This is a genomic window from Enterobacter sp. PL_is511, assembly GCF_055816065.1.
On the sequence record NZ_JBVPGP010000024.1, the window covers coordinates 553717 to 572607 of the forward strand.

The window sequence follows — 18891 nt, forward strand, 5'->3', positions numbered from 1 at the left end:
ATGCTGAATTATGTGTGTAAACGCCTGCTGGGGCTTATCCCGACGCTGCTGATTGTGGCGGTCCTGGTGTTTTTGTTTGTCCATATGCTGCCGGGCGATCCGGCGCGTCTGGTTGCCGGGCCTGAAGCGGATGCTACCGTTATTGACCTGGTGCGTAAGCAGCTTGGCCTCGACCAGCCGCTGTATATGCAGTTCATCCATTATATCTGCAACGTTCTGCAGGGCGATTTTGGTATCTCGATGGTATCGCGCCGTCCGGTGTCGGAGGAGATTGCCAGCCGCTTTATGCCGACGTTCTGGTTAACGATTGCCAGTATGAGCTGGGCGGTCGTGTTTGGGCTGGGCGCCGGGATTGTCGCGGCCGTCTGGCGCAACCGCTGGCCGGACAAGCTCGGCATGGCGCTGGCGGTGACCGGCATCTCCTTCCCGGCGTTCGCGCTGGGGATGCTGCTGATGCAGATCTTCTCCGTCGAACTGGGCTGGCTGCCGACCGTCGGGGCCGATACCTGGAAGCATTACATTCTGCCTTCCATGACGCTGGGGGCTGCCGTGTCGGCGGTGATGGCCCGCTTTACCCGCGCCTCGTTCGTTGACGTGCTGAGCGAAGATTATATTCGCACCGCGCGGGCGAAAGGGGTCAGCGAGAAGTGGGTCATTCTCAAGCACGGGTTCCGCAATGCGATGATCCCGGTGGTGACGATGATGGGACTGCAGTTTGGCTTCCTGCTGGGCGGCTCTATCGTGGTGGAAAAGGTCTTCAACTGGCCGGGGCTGGGACGCCTGCTGGTCGATTCCGTCGAGATGCGCGACTACCCGGTGATTCAGGCGGAAGTCCTGCTTTTCTCGCTGGAGTTTATTCTTATCAACTTAGTGGTGGATGTGCTCTATGCCGCCATTAACCCGGCCATCAGGTACAAGTAAGATGCGATTGTTGAACTGGCGACGTCAGGCCGTTTTAAACGCGATGCCGGGTCTAAAACCGGACCACGTCCGCACCCCGTGGTCTGAATTCTGGCGGCGTTTTCGCCGTCAGCCGGTCGCGATGACCGCGGGGCTGTTTGTGCTGCTGCTAATTGCGGTGGCGGTGATTGCGCCGTGGGTGGCGCCGTTTGATGCGGAAAACTATTTTGACTACGACCGTCTGAACGACGGACCGTCGATGCTGCACTGGTTCGGCGTGGACTCCCTCGGGCGCGATATCTTTAGCCGCGTGCTGGTGGGGGCGCAGATCTCGCTTGCCGCCGGGGTGTTCGCGGTGCTGATCGGCGCGGCCATCGGTACCGTGCTGGGTCTCGTTGCCGGGTATTACGAAGGCTGGTGGGATCGCATCATCATGCGCATCTGCGACGTGCTGTTTGCTTTTCCCGGTATTTTGCTGGCAATTGCCGTGGTGGCGATCATGGGCAGCGGCATGGCAAACGTCATCATTGCGGTTGCTGTGTTTTCGATTCCGGCGTTTGCTCGTCTTGTGCGCGGCAACACGCTGGTGCTGAAACAACAGACCTTTATCGAGTCGGCCCGCAGTATGGGGGCCAGCGACGCCACCATTCTCTTCAGCCATATTCTGCCGGGAACGGTGTCGTCCATCGTGGTCTATTTCACCATGCGTATCGGCGTGTCGATTATCTCGGCCGCCAGCCTGTCGTTTCTGGGGTTAGGCGCACAGCCTCCGACACCGGAGTGGGGCGCGATGCTGAACGAGGCGAGGGCAGATATGGTGATTGCCCCGCACGTGGCGATCTTCCCGAGTCTGGCGATTTTCCTGACCGTGCTGGCGTTTAATTTGCTGGGTGACGGGCTGCGCGACGCGCTGGATCCGAGGATAAAGGGGTAGTGCTGTGAAATGTGCCGGGTGGCGGCTACGCCTTACCCGGCCTACTACAGAGGGGGAGATTAAACCCGGCTACCCCACAGGTCATACTCATCCGCGTTTTCAACCTTCACGCGAATAATATCACCCGGCTTAACGCTGGTTTCGCCGTTCAGGTACACCGCACCGTCGATTTCAGGGGCATCGGCCATGCTGCGGCCAATCGCGCCTTCTTCATCCACTTCGTCGATGATAACCATGATCTCGCGGCCCACTTTTTCCTGCAGACGCTCAGCAGAGATCTGCTGCTGCAGCTGCATGAAGCGGTTCCAGCGCTCTTCTTTCACCTCTTCCGGCACCTGGTCCGCCAGCTCGTTGGCGGTTGCGCCTTCTACCGGGCTGTACTTGAAGCAGCCAACGCGGTCCAGACGCGCTTCTTTCAGGAAGTCGAGCAGCATCTGGAAGTCTTCTTCGGTTTCACCCGGGAAGCCGACGATGAAGGTGGAGCGCAGGGTCAGATCCGGGCAGATCTCGCGCCACTGCTTGATGCGCGCCAGCTGGCGGTCAACGGAGCCAGGACGCTTCATCAGCTTCAGAATGCGCGGGCTGGCGTGCTGCAGCGGGATATCCAGGTACGGCAGAATTTTGCCTTCCGCCATCAGCGGGATGACGTCGTCAACGTGCGGGTACGGGTAGACGTAGTGCAGACGCGTCCAGATACCGAGTTTGGACAGCTGCTCACACAGGCCCACCATGCTGGTTTTCACCGGCTCGCCGTTGTGGAAACCGGAGCGGTGTTTAACGTCTACACCGTAGGCCGAGGTGTCCTGGGAGATGACCAGCAGCTCCTTCACGCCCGCGTCGGCCAGACGTTTGGCTTCCGCCAGCACTTCACCAATGGGACGGCTCACCAGATCGCCACGCATGGACGGGATGATGCAGAAGGTGCAGCGATGGTTGCAGCCTTCGGAAATTTTCAGGTACGCGTAGTGACGCGGCGTCAGCTTCACGCCCTGTTCCGGCACGAGGCTCAGGAACGGGTTGTGCTTGGGTTTTGGCACGTAGTGATGAACATGTTGCAGCACCTGCTCGTAGCTGTGCGGGCCGGTGATCTCAAGCACCTTCGGGTGCACTTCGCGGATCTGGTCTTCTTTCGCGCCCAGACAGCCGGTCACGATCACTTTGCCGTTTTCCGTCAGGGCTTCACCGATGGCTTCCAGTGACTCCTGAACCGCGCTGTCGATAAACCCGCAGGTGTTAACGATCACCATATCGGCGTTGTCGTAGCTTGGCACCACGTCATAGCCCTCGGTGCGCAGTTCGGTCAGGATGCGTTCTGAATCCACCAGGTTTTTCGGGCAGCCCAGGGAGACGAAGCCGATTTTCGGCTGGTGCGTAACATTGCTCATAGGTTAAAAATTCATCAATTATGGAGTTATCAGGGCGGGATTTTACAGCGTATCGCGGGGGATTTATACAGGTCTGTGGCGATCTCAGCAGGTTTGGATCAACCGCTTTGCTTAGCAACACTGTTTAGAATTACTTATCCCGGCTTTAAGCGATGCTAATTGGCTAAAAAACCATCAAAAGATATCTTTCACCCTGTCAACATGACTTGTGAGATCCTTAATGAAAGATATGTATGTCCAGTCCAAAGTCGCTATGGCTAAAACCCTTTATGCGCACGGCGTCAAGCTAACCGATATTGCTGTCGCAACAGGGCTAAATCCGCGAAAAATTAAATCAGAACTGAAACGCGCCGCTAAGTTGTCGGGACCAGCAGGTCATCCAGCACAGTAGAGAGCAATTTATTGCTCTCTTTTCGGTATGAGGAGTAAATGCTAAATTTCGGTAACGGGAACGGGGTGCCAACTCGTCTGAGCTTGTACATCTCTGAGTAAGTGGCAAAGGCGCGCTCGGGAATAATCCCCAGACATGGAGTTTTGGCGATAATGATTAGAATGGAAGCAAACGAGGTGGTGAGTAAACAGCGTTCGCTGGAGCGGAATTTTTTATCAGCGATGCTGCGGTAATAAATAATTTTTTCGTTTTTAGTGTTATAGCCCACCAGGCTGGCATTTCTGAACAGCTCTTCATCGATAGTACTGCCATAAAGCGGGTTATCCTGCGCGGCGACAAGCACCAGGTCTATATCGCACACCTTCTGACATCGGATGTTGCTGTTTTCCACTGAGAATGTAGAGAACACCACATCAGCCTGACGCATGTTCAGCAGTTCAGTGGTTTTTTGTTCATTCAGGTCTTCAGTGCGATGCAGCAGACTAATGTCTGAATTCGTTTCAAGGAGCTTTTCCGTTAATTCCGGTACCACCAGCGGAGAAATAAAGGATTCTGTATAAAGCGTCACGCGCTTCTTACGTGAGGGGACTGAGTCAGGCAGAAGGGTGGAGAGCTTATCGATTATCGAGATTGTATTATCGTAAAGCTCATCTGAAAACACCGTCGGCAGCAGGATGTTGCCGCTGCGGACAAAGAGGTTGTCCCCCATCATTTCACGAAGTTTTCGCAGCGACTGGCTGACAGCAGAAGCGGATATGTCCAGCATATCGGCAACCTTAGAAATGCTTCCTACGCTATAGATTAAGCAAAAGATGGTGAGAAGATTCAGGTCTACCTTAGAGAGAGAACATATTTTTTCAGACACCGGGAGTGCTGCCATACTCACCTCTGCGAGTGCGATTTTGCAAGCCATTCAGCCTAATAAAAAAGTAGCATAGCTCCCCGGAACGCGCTTCGCTGCGCGTGAGGTTGTAACATTGTAAATTATGTTAATCAGTTAATAAAAATTGATCCCAGGCATTAAACTGTACAAAAAATGAACTTATCCTGACTATGCACCATGGCTGACAGAGGAGGAAAGAGCATGACCGTTGACAGACTTAAACGCGATCTGCTGAACAAGCTGATCAACGCCCGAATCGACCTGGCCGCGTACCTGCAGTTGAGGAAGGCAAAAGGGTATATGTCAGTCAGCGAAAGCGAACATCTGCGTGATAACCTGTTTGAACTGTGTAATTTCATGCGTGAAAAAGCACCGACCCTGAAGGCGAACGGCGGCGAAAGTGAAGAAATAGCGCTGCGCCGCGCCGCCGAGGTGCTCTCCATTGCAGGGGTGTGTCTGATGAACGGACGCCACGACTGCCCGAACTTTATCGCCGTAAACGCGGAGAAGCTTGAAAACTGCCTGACAACGCTCTCTCTATGCATCATGTGTCTGAACGAGCACAAACAGCTTGAACAGCACTGATCCCGGGGGAGGCAACTCCCCCTTCTGATTAAGCTTTTGTAAAAGTGGTAACGCGCCCGGATGCAGTGGCTAACCTTTATGCCATATGCCGATAAAGGAGCGCGTTATGCCTCGATCCTCGCTGATTTTCCTGCCTGTGTTGTTCATTCCGTTTTCGCTTCTTGCTGCGCCAGAGGCGGTCAAGGTCGAGGTGCTGCAAAATAAACTCGATCACCCCTGGTCTCTGGCGTTTCTGCCGGACAATAAAGGCCTGCTGGTGACCCTGAAGGGCGGCCAGCTCAAACGCTGGCAGGCCGGAAAAGGGTTGTCCGATCCGATTATCGGTGTGCCGAAGGTCTGGGCAAACGGTCAGGGAGGATTGCTGGACGTGGTCCTCGCCCCGGATTTTGAAAAATCGCGCCGCATCTGGCTGAGCTTCGCCGAAGCAGGGAGTGACGGCAAAGCCGGGACGGCGGTGGGCTATGGCCGGTTAAGCGACGATTTTACGCGTATTGAAGCCTTCCAGGTGGTGTTCCGCCAGATGCCGAAACTCTCCACCGGGAACCATTTTGGTGGACGACTGGTGTTTGACGACAAAGGTTCTCTCTTTATCGGACTCGGCGAGAACAACCAGCGTCCGACGGCGCAGGATCTGGATAAATTGCAGGGTAAAGTGGTGCGCCTCACCGAAGACGGGAAAGTCCCGTCGGATAACCCCTTTGTGAATACCCCCGGCGCGCGGCCCGAAATCTGGTCTTACGGCATTCGCAACCCGCAGGGGATGGCGATGAATCCCTGGAGCGACACGCTGTGGCTGAACGAGCATGGCCCGCGCGGCGGGGATGAGATCAACATCCCGGAGAAGGGTAAGAACTACGGCTGGCCGCTGGCGACGCACGGCATTAACTACAGCGGCCTGAAAATACCGGAAGCCAAAGGCGAGCACGTTGAGGGTACCGAGAAGCCGCTGTTCGTCTGGAAAGTCTCACCCGCGGTGAGCGGCATGGCGTTCTACAACAGCGACGTTTTCCCGCAGTGGAAAAACAAACTCTTTATTGGGGCGCTGAAGGAGAAGGACGTGATCGTGCTGAGCGTGGAGGGAAACAAGGTGACGGAGGACGGGCGCATTCTGGGCGACCGGGACCAGCGTATTCGCGATGTGCGGGTCGGGCCGGATGGGTATCTGTATGTCCTGACCGACGAGACGGACGGACAGCTGTTGAAAGTCAGCCCGTCCGGAGCGTAATCAGGTGACCGGGATCATCACCACGTTGCGGTACGCCGGGCGATCGCTCAGCTGTTTAAGCCAGCGCTCAAGGTGAGGGCGCGGCGTCCACTTCAGACCCATGTTGGTCAGGTTCCAGACGAACGGCGCCACGGCGATATCGCCTGTGCCGAACGCCTCGCCGGAGAACCAGGCGTGCTTCGCCAGCTCGTCATCCATCATCGCAAACAGATTTTCGCAGGCATCCTGCGCGGCGTGAATTGCGGGATAGTCGCGTTCAGCTTCCGGCGTGCGGATAAGCCCCATCAGGATCACGCGGTGGGTCGGGGATAACGTCTGGTTTGCCCAGTCCATCCACTTTTCGCCCTGAGCGCGTCGGGCGGGGTTTTCAACCCACAGGCGGCCCTGACCGTACTGCGCGGCGAGGTAACGCACAATGGTGTTGGACTCCCATAGCGTCGCGTCTGTTTCATCATCGCGCAGCAGCGGCACCAGACCGTTCGGGTTCATGGCCAGATAGTCTGCCTCTTTGTTCACGCCGAACGACATGCCAGCCATGATTTGATTGAACGGTAAATCCAGCTCTTCCAGCGTCCAGAGCACTTTCTTAACGTTGGTCGAATTATTTCTGCCCCACAGCGTAATCATATTTACTCCCGATGAGATGTGAATCCGAGTCAGCCTTTCGCCATGGTGAGATAAACCTAACAATTACGCAACAGAAGACAAAAAAATCGTCTTAATCAAAGCGTATCTGAATGTTATTGCATAAACTTTAATAACTTTACCCTCGTTGGGTTTCTTTAACCGTTTTAGTGCGCTATTACTCATCGCTTCTTGCGACACGGTGATGTGACGTAATTTTTGAATGGACACTCGGGTGGCATTTATGACGCGTAAAATGACTTCTCTGCGCAGCCTGGCGACCGGCTCTGCGCTTCTTTTCCTGTTTGCACCAACGCTCTACGCAGCTGAACAGGCTGCGCCCGAAGCGCCGCCTGTGGATGCGCGCGCCTGGATCCTGATGGATTATTCCAGCGGTAAAGTGCTGGCGGAAGGGAATGCGGATGAGAAACTCGATCCGGCAAGCCTGACCAAAATCATGACCAGCTATGTGGTGGGCCAGGCGCTGAAAGCGGGCAAGATCAAGCTGGACGATATGGTGACCATCGGTAAGGACGCGTGGGCGACCGGAAACCCGGCGCTGCGCGGGTCATCGGTGATGTTCCTGAAGCCGGGCGATCAGGTTTCCGTTTCCGATCTGAACAAAGGGGTAATTATTCAGTCGGGAAATGATGCGTGCATTGCGCTGGCCGATTACGTTGCCGGCAGCCAGGATTCGTTCATTGGTTTGATGAATGGCTACGCGCAAAAGCTGGGCCTGACCAATACGACCTTTAAAACGGTTCACGGTCTGGATTCGCCGGGACAGTTCAGTACCGCGCGCGACATGGCGCTGCTGGGGAAAGCGCTGATCCACGACGTGCCGGATGAATACGCGATCCACAAAGAGAAAGAGTTTACGTTCAACAAAATCCGCCAGCCGAACCGCAACCGCCTGCTGTGGAGCAGCAACGTCAATGTGGACGGGATGAAAACCGGCACCACGGCGGGTGCTGGCTATAACCTGGTGGCCTCCGCGACCCAGGGCGACATGCGCCTGATTTCGGTGGTGCTGGGCACCAAAACCGACCGTATTCGCTTTAATGAGTCAGAAAAACTGCTTACCTGGGGCTTCCGCTTCTATGAAACCGTGACGCCGATTAAACCGGATGCCACGTTCGTCAGCCAGCGCGTCTGGTTTGGTGACAAAAGCGAAGTGAACCTGGGCGCGGGTGAGGCGGGCTCGGTGACCATTCCGCGCGGCCAGCTGAAAAACCTGAAAGCCAGCTACACTCTGACCGACCCGCAGCTCACCGCGCCGCTGAAAAAAGGCCAGGTGGTCGGGACGATTGATTTCCAGCTCAACGGTAAGTCGATTGAACAGCGTCCGCTGATTGTGATGGAAGCGGTGGAAGAGGGCGGCTTCTTCAGCCGGATGTGGGATTTCGTGATGATGAAATTCCACGGGTGGTTTGGCAGCTGGTTTAGCTAACCTCGATGGGTTTTCTCCCTCTCCCTGTGGGAGAGGGCCGGGGTGAGGGCATCAGACCGCACCCCGTTTAATACATCAACTTCACCTGCTGCGCCTTCGCGTGGGCCACGATCTCGTCGTCCGGGCGGCAGTCGCTGACGATGGCATCGAACTGCGCCAGCTCGCCCATTCTTGCCGAACGCACCTTACCAAACTTGCTGTGATCGACCACCAGCACATGGTACTGCGCGGCGCTCAACGCCCAGTGCTTCACCGGCAGCTCTTCCAGATTAAAGCAGGTCGCGCCCTGACGCACGTTGACGCCTGCGGCGGAATAAAACGCGATATCCGGGCAGAGATTGCTGAGCGTGTCCTGCAGGTTAAGCGGCTTAAAGATGGCGTTGCTGGCGTGAAACTCGCCGCCGCAGAGGATCACCCGGCACTCGGGTTTCTCCTGAAGCGCCAGAAAGGTGTTCAGGGAGTAGCAGACGGCGGTGAACGGAATGCTGCTGTCGATGGCCTCGATAATCCACGGCGTAGTGGTACCGCAGTCAAAAAACAGCGTCTGGTGCGGCTGTACCAGTGAGGCTGCAAGCCGCGCGGCTTTGCGTTTCTCTTCCACCAGGCGCGTCTTCTGGTCGCTGATCAGATAATGGCTGGCGCTGCGCGGCTCAAGCACAATATACCCGCCCAGCAGCACGACGGGCGCGCTCTCGCTGTTCAGATCCCGACGAATGGTCATCTCTGAGACGCCGAGGAGGTTGGCGGCTTCCTTAAGATGCAGCTTATCGCTGCGCTTCAGCGCCTGTAGCAGCTGAGCAATGCGGTCATCGCGACGTGTTTCCATAGTTCCTCGGGATAAAAAAGTGAACCCCCGCAGGGCGGGGGTTCAAGTGTAACCTGTCAGGTTGGGGTTAGTCACGTATCCAGCCTTTGCGGATCGGGATAGCGAAAATGGCACGATAGAGCGAAGACAGCGTGCGGTAGAGCGCTTCACCGAAGAGACTCCACAGGATAGCCGCGCTCACGCAGCCAATCAGCCCGACCAGGAAACCGCCCACCATATCCAGCGGCCAGTGAACGCCCAGGTAAATGCGAGACCAGGCGATTGCCAGGGCTGCCACCATCAGGACCGCACCAGACCACAGGCGATGCCAGAACAGGAAAGCCAGTGCGAAGGTGAAGATCACCGTACCGTGATCGCTCGGGAACGAGTCATCCGGCGCGTGGTGCAGGAAGGTATAGCCCACGTGAGCCACAAAAGGACGGGGGTGCGGGAACACATGACCCAGTGCGAAGCTCACCAGAACGCTCACGCCCAGCGCCATCGCCACTTTGATCACCAGCTGGCGGTGCGCTTTCACCTGGCTACGAGGTCCCCACAGCCAGAGGATGGCGGCCAGCGCGGGCACGATGCTGATCAGATCTTTTGCCAGGAAGGTGGCAAAGTCGATCATCCACTCAGGCGAGGCCGGGGTGGCGTTGATCAGATAAAACAGCTGATAATTCAGATTCTCTAGCATAGCGTTATCACTCTTTAGCAAACCGGGTGGAAACAAGGCCGTAGACCACCACCTGAGAAAACCAGACCCACCACCCAGCCCACAGGTTGTGAGAGAAAAAATGCGCCCCGCGCATGATCTGGCCGTAGCCCATCACCAGGCCTAACACCACGCCCAGCGCGACGAAGGACCAGGCGAGACGCGGACGCTCGCGCCAGAAGGCAAAAAACAGCCCCATCACCATAAAGCCGCTGGAGGCGTGACCGCCGGGGAAGCAGCGCCCCGGACCGCTGTCAGCAGGGACGGCGCTGAACAGGGGATAAGAGACGGCCTTACCGCCATATTCCACCAGATCCCACGGGCAGCTGTGATGGCTCACGCTTTTCAGCACGCCCACCACCAGCGCGCCAACGCCCATCAGCAGCGCCGCCGTGACCAGCCTTGCGTTACGCTTGTAAGCGCCGTAAAACAGCGCCACGGCACCTAAGGCGATGGCAATGTACTTCGCCAGACGGTGGTTCAGCAGATCCAGCAGATGATCTTTCTGCAGCGGAAAGCTCTGCGTTGCCGCGTCATACCAAAAACCGGTGATCCATCTGTCGAGCGCTTCATTGCGTGATAACCACGTGAAAAGCACGGCAAGGACGACCAGTACGAAAAGCTGATAACCATAAAAGCGGCCCGGCAAGCGGTAAAGTCGTTTTGTCTTATTTGTCTGTAAGTTAGACAATTCTGAACGGCTGGAAGTGAGTGCCATAATTTGGGGTCGTTGACGAGTAATGGGGCTATCATAAATCTGTCAACTTAAGGAAACCTTAAACGAAGACGATATGTGCTTTATTTCTGTTTATCCTCGATAAATCACTATCTCGGGCTGCGGCATTTCATTAAACTCGTCGCGATTTTGTCATTATAAAGAGATTGCATGTTAAACCGTTCTTCTTCTGGTTCACGTCTGGGTCGTCAGGCGTTGCTTTTCCCTCTGTGTCTGGTGCTCTACGAATTTTCTACCTATATCGGCAACGATATGATCCAGCCCGGTATGCTGGCCGTAGTGGCGCAGTACAACGCGGGAATCGAGTGGGTACCGACCTCCATGACCGCCTATCTGGCCGGCGGCATGTTTTTGCAGTGGCTGTTAGGCCCGCTGTCGGATCGTATTGGCCGTCGTCCGGTGATGCTGACGGGCGTGGTGTGGTTTATCGTCACCTGTCTTGCCACGCTGCTGGCGCAAAACATTGAACAATTTACCCTGCTGCGCTTCCTGCAGGGGGTGAGCCTGTGCTTTATCGGCGCCGTGGGGTATGCCGCCATTCAGGAGTCGTTTGAAGAGGCGGTGTGCATCAAAATTACCGCGCTGATGGCGAACGTGGCGCTTATCGCCCCCTTACTCGGGCCGCTGGTGGGGGCCGCGTGGGTGCACGTTGCGCCGTGGGAAGGGATGTTTGTGCTCTTTGCGCTTCTCGCCGCCTTCGCGTTCTTTGGCCTGCACCGGGCGATGCCGGAAACGGCCACCCGCATCGGCGAGAAACTCTCGCTGAAAGAACTGGGTCGGGATTACAAAGAAGTGCTGAAGAATGGCCGCTTTGTGGCGGGCGCGCTGGCGACCGGGTTCGTTAGCCTGCCGCTGCTGGCGTGGATTGCCCAGTCACCGGTCATTATCATCAGCGGTGAAAAGCTCAGCAGCTACGAGTATGGCCTGTTGCAGGTACCGATCTTTGGCGCGCTGATTATCGGTAATCTGGTGCTGGCGCGTCTGACGTCACGCCGCACCGTGCGTTCACTGATTATCATGGGCGGCTGGCCGATTGCGGCAGGGCTGATTCTGGCAGCGGTGGCGACCGTCGCGTCATCCCACGCTTACCTATGGATGACTGCAGGGCTGAGCATTTACGCCTTCGGAATTGGCGTGGCGAACGCCGGGCTGGTGCGCCTGACGCTGTTTGCCAGCGAGATGAGTAAAGGCACGGTGTCAGCGGCGATGGGGATGCTGCAGATGCTGATTTTTACCGTCGGTATCGAGGTGAGCAAGCATGCCTACGCGATGGGCGGCAACGGGCTGTTCAGCCTGTTTAACCTCGCCAATGGTGTGTTGTGGGTTGGCCTGATGGTGGTGTTCCTGAAAGACAAGCGCGTCGGAAACGCCCTGCAGCCGTGATCTTTATTCCCTCTCCTCGTGGGCTGAGGGTTCCTCACAAAATAATGCCTGCACGGGCGACCCCCTCTCCCTTGAGGGAGAGGGCAGGGGTGAGGGGGAACATACGGCTCTGGTGGTCATTCCGTTCACTTTATGTTTCTTGCTACTCTTTAACGACACGACCTGTGAACGTGCCATGGCGGCTCAATCGCCGCCGCCCTGGCGACCCGGGCTCCCGGCGGTAAATCGCCGCTTCGCGGTGCCCTCAGCTCATTCCTTCAGGCTATCGGGTCGGGCATGAGCCTGCATCCCTGCAGGCCACGCCCTCTCGGCGCATCCGTGCGCCTCGCCCCGGCCTTACGGAAACGCTTCGGCGATTTACAGCCGGACCAGGGCGTTGCTGTAAGCCATTTATTTTCCTGAAACTATATTCATCGCTTCCGGTTAAAAAATGACTGGGGATTCCTATCCCTGTGGGAGAGGGTAAAGCCAACAGACCGCACGCGGTCAATTAAACGGCGCCTCCCCATCCAGCACCTTATCAATCACATCCAGCACGCCTTCATCGTTATTGTGCGGCGCTTCAAAACGCGCCGCCGCTTTAATATGCGGTCTGGCATTCGCCATCGCAAAGCTGAACCCGGACTGACGCAGCATCTCCACGTCGTTGCCGCTGTCGCCGAAGGCCACCACGTCGCTGTCGTCAATGCCCCAGCGCTTTTGCAGGATCCGCAGACCGTTGGCTTTATGCACGCCGGGGATGATCAGGTCGATACTGCCGTGACCGGTGGTGACGGGCACCATGATGTCGCTCAGCTTTTCATGCAGCAGCGCCTGAATCCGCGGAATTTCATCGTCAGACACGTTAAGTCCGAACTTGAAGAAAATATCGTTCAGGTTGTTGAAATCGCTGACCATTTCGAGGCGGTGGTAGTACTTCGCCGCGATATCCTTAAAGCCCTCGTCATAGCATTTCAGCGTGTAGGCGCTGCTTTTCCCGCAGGCGATGATCTCAATACCCGGCACGTCGCTTAACACGTTCGCGACCGTGTCGAAATGGGCTCTCGACAGTTCACCGTTGAAGACATCTTCACCCTCACTCACGACCCAGCCGCCGTTCTCGGCGACGAACGCAATCTCATGCGCAATCTCCGGGAAAAAGGAGATTAACTGGTAGTACTGGTTGCCGCTGGCGACCACAAAGCGAATGCCTTGCGCCTTCATGCGGGCGTACTGCGCCAGAAAGCGCGGGCGATTATAGGTCTTGGCATCGTTCAGAAAAGTACCATCCATGTCGACGGCGATCAGTTTAACGCTCATATCCCTTCTCCAGTGTCGTTTGATTCGTTTCCGGCTTTGCCACCGCGCGCGCCACCAGCGCCGCGACGATCACCAACCCTAATACCACCAGCATGGCGCTGCGCAGTCCGTAGTGCTCACCGAGGAAGCCGAGCAGCGGCGGCCCGACCAGGAAGGCGAGATAGCCCGTGGTTGCCACTACGCTGACGCGCGTCGGGGCATCCGGGCCGGTGTCGCTGGCGGCGGAGATGGTCAGCGGGAAGCCGAGGGACGCGCCCAGCCCCCAGAGGATCACCGAGACGCCGGCAATCCAGTCCACATCGACAAAGATGATCATCGCAATACCCAGGCCGCCCAGCAGGGCGCTGGCGCGCACCACCGCCACGCGGCTGTAGCGGTCGATAAACCAGCCGCCGGTGAAGCGACCCACGGTCATCCCCAGCGTAAACCCGGCGTAGATCAGCGAGCCGGAGGTCGGGCTAAAGCCGTGGCCGTCCACCATCAGCAGCGGCAGCCAGTCGTTGGCAGACCCTTCCGCGAACGCCATCGCCAGCACCACCACGCCGATCAGCATCAGCTGGAAGTCGCGGTAGAAGGGCAGCCCTTTTTCGGCCGAGTGCTGTTCGTCAGCGGAGTTTTTGCCGGTACCGTCCGGGATGGCCCGGATGCCGGTCAGAATCGGAATAATGCACACCAGCGCCGCCAGCAGAATATGCAGATTGGCGCTCACGCCGGTGGCGGTCAGCGCCATCCCCACGCCGGCACCGGCCAGCGTGCCGAGACTGTAAAAGCCGTGCATCATCGGCAGCACGGTTTTGTTCATCTCACGTTCGACCGCCGCCCCTTCAACGTTGATGGCAACTTCTGCAGAACCGAAGCTACCGCCAAATACCGTCAGGCCCAGGGCGAAGAGCACCGGTGAGGCAAACCACAGCGCGACGCTCAGCACGATCATCCCGAACACCGCGAAGCACATGGTGGTGCGGATTACCGACCGCGTACCGAAGCGCTTAACCAGCCACGCGGAGCAGAGAATGCCGCTCATGGAACCTATCGACAGGCCAAACAGCACGATGCCCATCTCAGCGGTAGAAACGGACAAAATATCGCGAATGGCGGGGGTGCGCGTGGCCCAGGAGGCCATCAGCAGGCCGGGAATGAAGAAGAACATAAACAGCGCCCACATGCGGAGCTGCAGGGCTTTGCGGGGAGAGGTCAGCGTCATTGGGGTAGCACCAGAAGTACAACAATAGCGACAACACTAGCAAGTTTGTGTACATTTGTACACAAACCACGTGAGGAATTTATGAGCAGACCACCGAACGATCCGCATCGCCGGGAGAAGATCCTGCAGGCAACGCTCGATACCATTGCCGAGCACGGGATCCACGCCGTCACGCACCGTAAAATCGCCACCTGTGCGGGCGTGCCGCTGGGGTCGATGACCTACTATTTCGACGGCATGGAGCCGCTGCTGGAGGAGGCCTTCACGTGGTTTACCCGCCAGATGTCGCAGCAGTACCGGGATTTCTTTGCCGGCGTCACCGGGCCGGAGATGGCGTGCGAATCCATCACTACGCTGATCCACTGCTCGCAGGTGACCACGCCGCACAACATGGCGCTGATGTACCAGCTCTACGCCTTTATGCACCGCAGCGCGGCGCTCAAAACGGTGATGCAGGACTGGATGAAGATGAGCCAGACCACGCTGGAGCAGTGGTTCGACCCGGTTACCACCCGCGCGCTGGATGCGTTTATCGAAGGGATGACGCTGCACTATGTCACCGACCGGACGCCGTTAACCCGGGAGGAGATTCGGGCGATGGTGGGGAGGATTGCGGGCGAGGGCAAAGGCTAGGTTGCGCCCGCGGTCATATTGACGGTGGTTCCCGTGATGGCGCTGGCCGCATCTGAAGCCAAAAACGCAATCGTGTCTGCTACCTGCGCCAGCGTCGGCAGGCGATGCGTCAGGGTGCTTTGCGCGGCGCCGCCGAGAAACTGCCCGACCGTTATCCCCATCGCCTGCGCCTTGGCGGCGAAAATGGCCCCCACATACGAACCCGCCTGCACCGCGTCGGCTATTGCGTGCGAACGCAGACACAGCACACGAATATTTTGAGTCCCCAGCTCAGCCGCAAGCGCCCGGGTCAAGGCTTCCGTTCCCGCGCAGCCGACGATATGTCCGAGGTGGCCCGCCATCGTCATGTTTGCGGCGGGGGCGACGACGGTAATTATGGTCCCGCCATGCTCGCCGCCCATGCGGGATGACACGGCTTTCGCAATGTTAAAGTACGCGGCCAGGAAAGGGTCGAAGCCCTGACGGAATTCGCCGAGCGTTAATGCCTCAAGACGTTTGCCCTGATCGTGCATAAAGCCCGTGGCGTTGACGACGATATCAATGCGGGCAAGGTCGGGGAGCAGCGAGGACTCCTCAAGCGCATCGAAAATAAACGTGCTGGCAGAACCGCCCGCTGCGCGAATACGGCTGGCGACCTGCTCCAGCCTGGTGTGGCCACGTGCGGCGAGGTATACATCCGCTCCTTCACGCGCCAGAGTGTGCGCAGTTGCGCTGCCGATAGCGCCGCTGCCGCCGAAGATGACGGCGGTTTTGTTTTTAAAGCCCATACCCGCATACCCTCACCAGACTTAACCCTCAAAAGTATGTGCCGGGTTTCGGCTGATGCAACTCAGCCGTTGGGTGGGGCATGCGGTTGGCAGGCCTTACTGCACCATTATCAATGGGTTACTTTGGCGAGATTTTTTTCCCGCTGGCGTCCACCACCGCTTCGCCATCCTCTTTCGTAAACGCTCCTTTTTGCGCGTCCGGCAGAATATCAAGGACAACTTCAGACGGGCGGCACAGGCGGGTGCCCAGCGGTGTGACCACGATCGGACGGTTAATCAGAATAGGGTGCTGCAGCATAAAATCGATAAGCTGGTCGTCGGTGAAGTTATCTTTGGCAAGGCCGAGCTGTTCATAGGGCTCCACGTTTTTACGCAGCAGGTCCCGCACCGAAATGCCCATCTCGGCAATCAGGGCGGTCAGCTTATCGCGCGACGGCGGGGTTTCCAGATAGAGGATAATCTCTGGCTCCGTGCCGCTGTTGCGGATCATCTCCAGCGTGTTGCGCGAGGTGCCGCAGGCGGGGTTGTGGTAAATGGTGATGTGGCTCATATCAGTGGCTCATTACAGTGTGAAGGAGAGACGTAGCGCCAGCGCGGCGAGCGTCACAAACAGGACCGGCAGCGTCATAATGATGCCCGTCCGGAAATAGTAGCCCCAGGTAATCGTCATGTTTTTCTGCGCCAGCACGTGGAGCCAGAGCAGGGTGGCGAGGCTGCCGATAGGCGTGATTTTCGGCCCCAGATCGCAGCCAATCACGTTGGCGTAAATCATCGCGTCCTTGATCAACCCCGTTGCTGTGCTGCCGTCAATGGAGAGCGCGCCAATCAGCACCGTGGGCATATTGTTCATTATGGAAGACAGGAACGCGGTGATGAACCCGGTTCCCAGCGTGGTGGCCCACAATCCGTGCCCGGCCAGGCTGTTCAGTACGCCTGTGAGAGAGTCCGTCAGCCCGGCATTGCGCAGGCCATACACCACCAGATACATCCCCAGTGAGAAGATGACGATCTGCCACGGTGCGCCGCGCAGCACTTTTCCGGTATTTATCGCATGTCCGCGTTTTGCAACGGCAAACAAAACCAGCGCGCCCGCAGTCGCAATGGCGCTGACCGGAATACCCAGCGGCTCCAGCACAAAAAAACCGACGAGAAGAAGGAGCAGCACGATCCAGCCGGTTCTGAACGTCGGAAGATCGTTTATCGCGCGTGCAGGCTCACGCAGTTTCGCCAGGTCATATTCCGGCGGAATTTCCTTGCGGAAGAACAGATGGAGCATGACCAGCGTTGCGGCAATTGCAGCGACATCAACGGGAATCATCACCGAAGCATATTCACTGAACCCCAGCGTGAAGAAGTCTGCCGAGACGATGTTGACCAGGTTCGACACAATCAGCGGCAGGCTGGCGGTATCGGCGATAAAACCAGCCGCCATCACAAACGCCAGCGTAGCCTGCTTGCTGAACCCCAGCGCCAGCAGCATGGCGATAACGATAGGCGTCAGGATCAGCGCTGCGCCGTCATTGGCAAACAGCGCCGCCACGGCTGCGCCCAGCAGCACGATATAAGTAAACAGCAATCGCCCGCGACCGTTTCCCCAGCGGGCAACGTGCAGCGCCGCCCACTCGAAAAAGCCGGACTCATCCAGCAGCAGGCTGATGATGATGACGGCAATGAACGTTGCCGTGGCGTTCCAGACGATATTCCACACGACCGGAATATCGTTTACGTGGATCACGCCGCTGAACAGCGCCAGCACGGCGCCGATGGTTGCGCTCCAGCCAATACTCAGTCCTTTGGGCTGCCAGATGACCAGTACCAGCGTAAACAGAAAAATAGCCCCTGCCAGAAACATTGTTTACTCCGTTATATCTGTTTTTGTGAATGTGTTTGGGTTAGCACGAGCCCGGAAGTCGGTTTTTCAGCTTCAGACGCGTCTCTTCCCGCAGGCAGTTCCAGCTGGTGTCGATAACGGCTGCCGCCCATGCAGGCATGTTGGGAGAGAGACGGTAATGGACCCATTTGCCCTCGCGACGGTCGATCACCAGCCCGGACTCGCGGAGCAGGGCCATGTGGCGGGAGACCTTCGGCTGAGATTCGGCGGTGGCGGCGCAGAGATCGCAGACGCACAGCTCGCCTGCTTCACGGAGCAGCATGACGATGGCGAGCCGCGTTTCGTCGGAGAGGGTTTTGAAGAGCTGGAGTGGGTGGAGCATTCGGTCATCCTGAATGTCTTTTATCATATGCATTAAATCATATGTGTTTATGGCTGGCGAGAGAAGAGGAAAAAGCAGGAAGGATAGAAAAACTCATGGAGGGCTTGTAGAAGGTCAAAATAGTCTTTATGGCTTGCCCGGAGCAATCCTGACAGTCATGGGAACGAAACCGTCCCCTGGAACGGTTTCTTTTTATCTGCTCACTTTCAACACTCTTCTGCGCTCAGGCGCAACAGCGATCGTTCCAGGTGTCACGGTAAATGATATTCCCCTCCGTGTACTTCCATGAGATGGCTTCATAACGCAATTCGAGCGTTTCAAGATGGGTGCTGCTCATGCCGTTAGGGGTCAGGAAGGGTGCCACTGTCGTGAACTTAACGTTTTCCATAACGATATTGAAATATTCGGCCTCGATACCGGACTCCAGAATACGGTACATCTTAATAATCCCCTTCTTCATCACTCGCCCTTCGCACACGGCTCGGTAAAGAAGTGGGGTAGTCTGATCAAATTCTTTGACTATCGTAATAGGGCGATGGACGCGCGTGCCGGTGAGCTTGCCCCAGCTTGGGTCAACCGGAATGGTTACGCCATGGGAGAACGATTTCAGTTCTATGGAGCCATTACGGGTGGGCATCATGCAGCTACCAACAATTGGTGAGCCGTTCTCGTCCTCAAGCCAGAGATGTGCGGGTGTAGACATGTCATTTCCTTATTAGTAAACGTGAAGCTTTTATGGTCCTCAATGCCATATCCAGT

At 57.1% G+C, this 18891-nt stretch carries 20 protein-coding genes; 7 read left to right on the forward strand and 13 right to left on the reverse strand.

What is annotated here, in order from left to right; genetic code table 11:
- A complete protein-coding gene (gene gsiC, locus AC0TN7_RS18055; RefSeq protein ID WP_116343413.1) occupies positions 1-921 on the forward strand; it encodes a glutathione ABC transporter permease GsiC in 921 nt (306 codons plus the stop codon).
- Position 922: 1 nt separating this feature from the next.
- The gene (gene gsiD, locus AC0TN7_RS18060; RefSeq protein ID WP_024908682.1) at positions 923-1834 is read left to right on the forward strand and encodes a glutathione ABC transporter permease GsiD; all 912 of its coding nucleotides are present in this window, start codon (positions 923-925) and stop codon (positions 1832-1834) included.
- A 59-nt stretch (positions 1835-1893) separates the two neighbouring features.
- On the opposite strand, the gene rimO is transcribed toward gsiD, so the two are convergent.
- Together rimO and AC0TN7_RS18070 are read right to left on the reverse strand one after the other, a co-directional pair.
- A complete protein-coding gene (gene rimO / locus AC0TN7_RS18065; protein WP_023335043.1) occupies positions 1894-3219 on the reverse strand; it encodes a 30S ribosomal protein S12 methylthiotransferase RimO in 1326 nt (441 codons plus the stop codon).
- Between the two features lie 353 nt (positions 3220-3572).
- Positions 3573-4490, reverse strand: coding sequence for a LysR family transcriptional regulator (locus AC0TN7_RS18070; protein WP_048990348.1), 918 nt, complete (start codon positions 4488-4490; stop codon positions 3573-3575).
- 204 nt (positions 4491-4694) lie between these two features.
- On the opposite strand from AC0TN7_RS18070, the gene bssR reads away from it, so the two are divergent.
- On the forward strand, positions 4695-5078 hold the full coding sequence (gene bssR, locus AC0TN7_RS18075; protein ID WP_024908680.1) for a biofilm formation regulator BssR: 384 nt from the start codon (positions 4695-4697) through the stop codon (positions 5076-5078).
- 106 nt (positions 5079-5184) lie between these two features.
- A complete protein-coding gene (locus tag AC0TN7_RS18080; protein ID WP_463726932.1) occupies positions 5185-6303 on the forward strand; it encodes a PQQ-dependent sugar dehydrogenase in 1119 nt (372 codons plus the stop codon).
- Here AC0TN7_RS18080 and AC0TN7_RS18085 read toward each other — a convergent pair whose 3' ends face one another.
- A complete protein-coding gene (locus AC0TN7_RS18085) occupies positions 6304-6930 on the reverse strand; it encodes a glutathione S-transferase family protein (protein ID WP_024908678.1) in 627 nt (208 codons plus the stop codon).
- Between the two features lie 241 nt (positions 6931-7171).
- Between AC0TN7_RS18085 and dacC the strand changes: the two genes are divergently transcribed.
- Positions 7172-8377 (forward strand): serine-type D-Ala-D-Ala carboxypeptidase, encoded by a 1206-nt coding sequence (dacC, locus tag AC0TN7_RS18090; protein WP_047653218.1) that lies wholly within the window; start codon positions 7172-7174, stop codon positions 8375-8377.
- A gap of 67 nt (positions 8378-8444) precedes the next feature.
- Here the strand turns inward: dacC and deoR are convergent, their stop codons facing one another.
- The 3 genes from deoR to AC0TN7_RS18105 form a co-directional block, all read right to left on the reverse strand.
- Positions 8445-9203, reverse strand: coding sequence for a DNA-binding transcriptional repressor DeoR (gene deoR / locus AC0TN7_RS18095; protein ID WP_008503427.1), 759 nt, complete (start codon positions 9201-9203; stop codon positions 8445-8447).
- A gap of 67 nt (positions 9204-9270) precedes the next feature.
- On the reverse strand, positions 9271-9879 hold the full coding sequence (ybjG, locus tag AC0TN7_RS18100; protein WP_032649343.1) for an undecaprenyl-diphosphate phosphatase: 609 nt from the start codon (positions 9877-9879) through the stop codon (positions 9271-9273).
- 7 nt (positions 9880-9886) lie between these two features.
- On the reverse strand, positions 9887-10615 hold the full coding sequence (locus AC0TN7_RS18105; protein ID WP_024908674.1) for a phosphatase PAP2 family protein: 729 nt from the start codon (positions 10613-10615) through the stop codon (positions 9887-9889).
- Between the two features lie 168 nt (positions 10616-10783).
- On the opposite strand from AC0TN7_RS18105, the gene AC0TN7_RS18110 reads away from it, so the two are divergent.
- The gene (locus tag AC0TN7_RS18110; RefSeq protein ID WP_032649341.1) at positions 10784-12016 is read left to right on the forward strand and encodes an MFS transporter; all 1233 of its coding nucleotides are present in this window, start codon (positions 10784-10786) and stop codon (positions 12014-12016) included.
- Positions 12017-12502: 486 nt separating this feature from the next.
- Here the strand turns inward: AC0TN7_RS18110 and AC0TN7_RS18115 are convergent, their stop codons facing one another.
- Together AC0TN7_RS18115 and AC0TN7_RS18120 are read right to left on the reverse strand one after the other, a co-directional pair.
- Positions 12503-13315: a Cof-type HAD-IIB family hydrolase gene (locus tag AC0TN7_RS18115; protein WP_463726931.1), complete on the reverse strand. Its 813-nt coding sequence runs from the start codon at positions 13313-13315 to the stop codon at positions 12503-12505.
- Positions 13305-14519 (reverse strand): MFS transporter, encoded by a 1215-nt coding sequence (locus AC0TN7_RS18120; RefSeq protein ID WP_407821062.1) that lies wholly within the window; start codon positions 14517-14519, stop codon positions 13305-13307. The genes AC0TN7_RS18115 and AC0TN7_RS18120 overlap by 11 nt, the downstream gene beginning before the upstream one ends.
- 81 nt (positions 14520-14600) lie before the next feature.
- Here AC0TN7_RS18120 and AC0TN7_RS18125 point away from each other — a divergent pair, with 81 nt between their 5' ends.
- On the forward strand, positions 14601-15152 hold the full coding sequence (locus AC0TN7_RS18125) for a TetR/AcrR family transcriptional regulator (protein ID WP_463726930.1): 552 nt from the start codon (positions 14601-14603) through the stop codon (positions 15150-15152).
- Here the strand turns inward: AC0TN7_RS18125 and AC0TN7_RS18130 are convergent.
- The 5 genes from AC0TN7_RS18130 to AC0TN7_RS18150 all read right to left on the reverse strand — a co-directional run bounded on the left by AC0TN7_RS18130 (position 15149) and on the right by AC0TN7_RS18150 (position 18835).
- Entirely contained in the window at positions 15149-15919 is a 771-nt protein-coding gene (locus AC0TN7_RS18130) for an SDR family NAD(P)-dependent oxidoreductase (protein ID WP_463726929.1), read from the reverse strand. The two genes, AC0TN7_RS18125 and AC0TN7_RS18130, sit on opposite strands and share 4 nt — an antisense overlap.
- A gap of 118 nt (positions 15920-16037) precedes the next feature.
- Positions 16038-16469, reverse strand: coding sequence for a glutaredoxin-dependent arsenate reductase (gene arsC / locus AC0TN7_RS18135; RefSeq protein WP_061715682.1), 432 nt, complete (start codon positions 16467-16469; stop codon positions 16038-16040).
- A gap of 12 nt (positions 16470-16481) precedes the next feature.
- The gene (locus AC0TN7_RS18140; RefSeq protein WP_061715681.1) at positions 16482-17771 is read right to left on the reverse strand and encodes an arsenic transporter; all 1290 of its coding nucleotides are present in this window, start codon (positions 17769-17771) and stop codon (positions 16482-16484) included.
- Between the two features lie 40 nt (positions 17772-17811).
- A complete protein-coding gene (locus AC0TN7_RS18145; protein ID WP_417927143.1) occupies positions 17812-18132 on the reverse strand; it encodes a metalloregulator ArsR/SmtB family transcription factor in 321 nt (106 codons plus the stop codon).
- Between the two features lie 223 nt (positions 18133-18355).
- Positions 18356-18835, reverse strand: a complete 480-nt coding sequence (locus AC0TN7_RS18150) for an Hcp family type VI secretion system effector (RefSeq protein WP_061715679.1) — start codon at positions 18833-18835, stop codon at positions 18356-18358.
- Positions 18836-18891 lie beyond the last annotated feature (56 nt).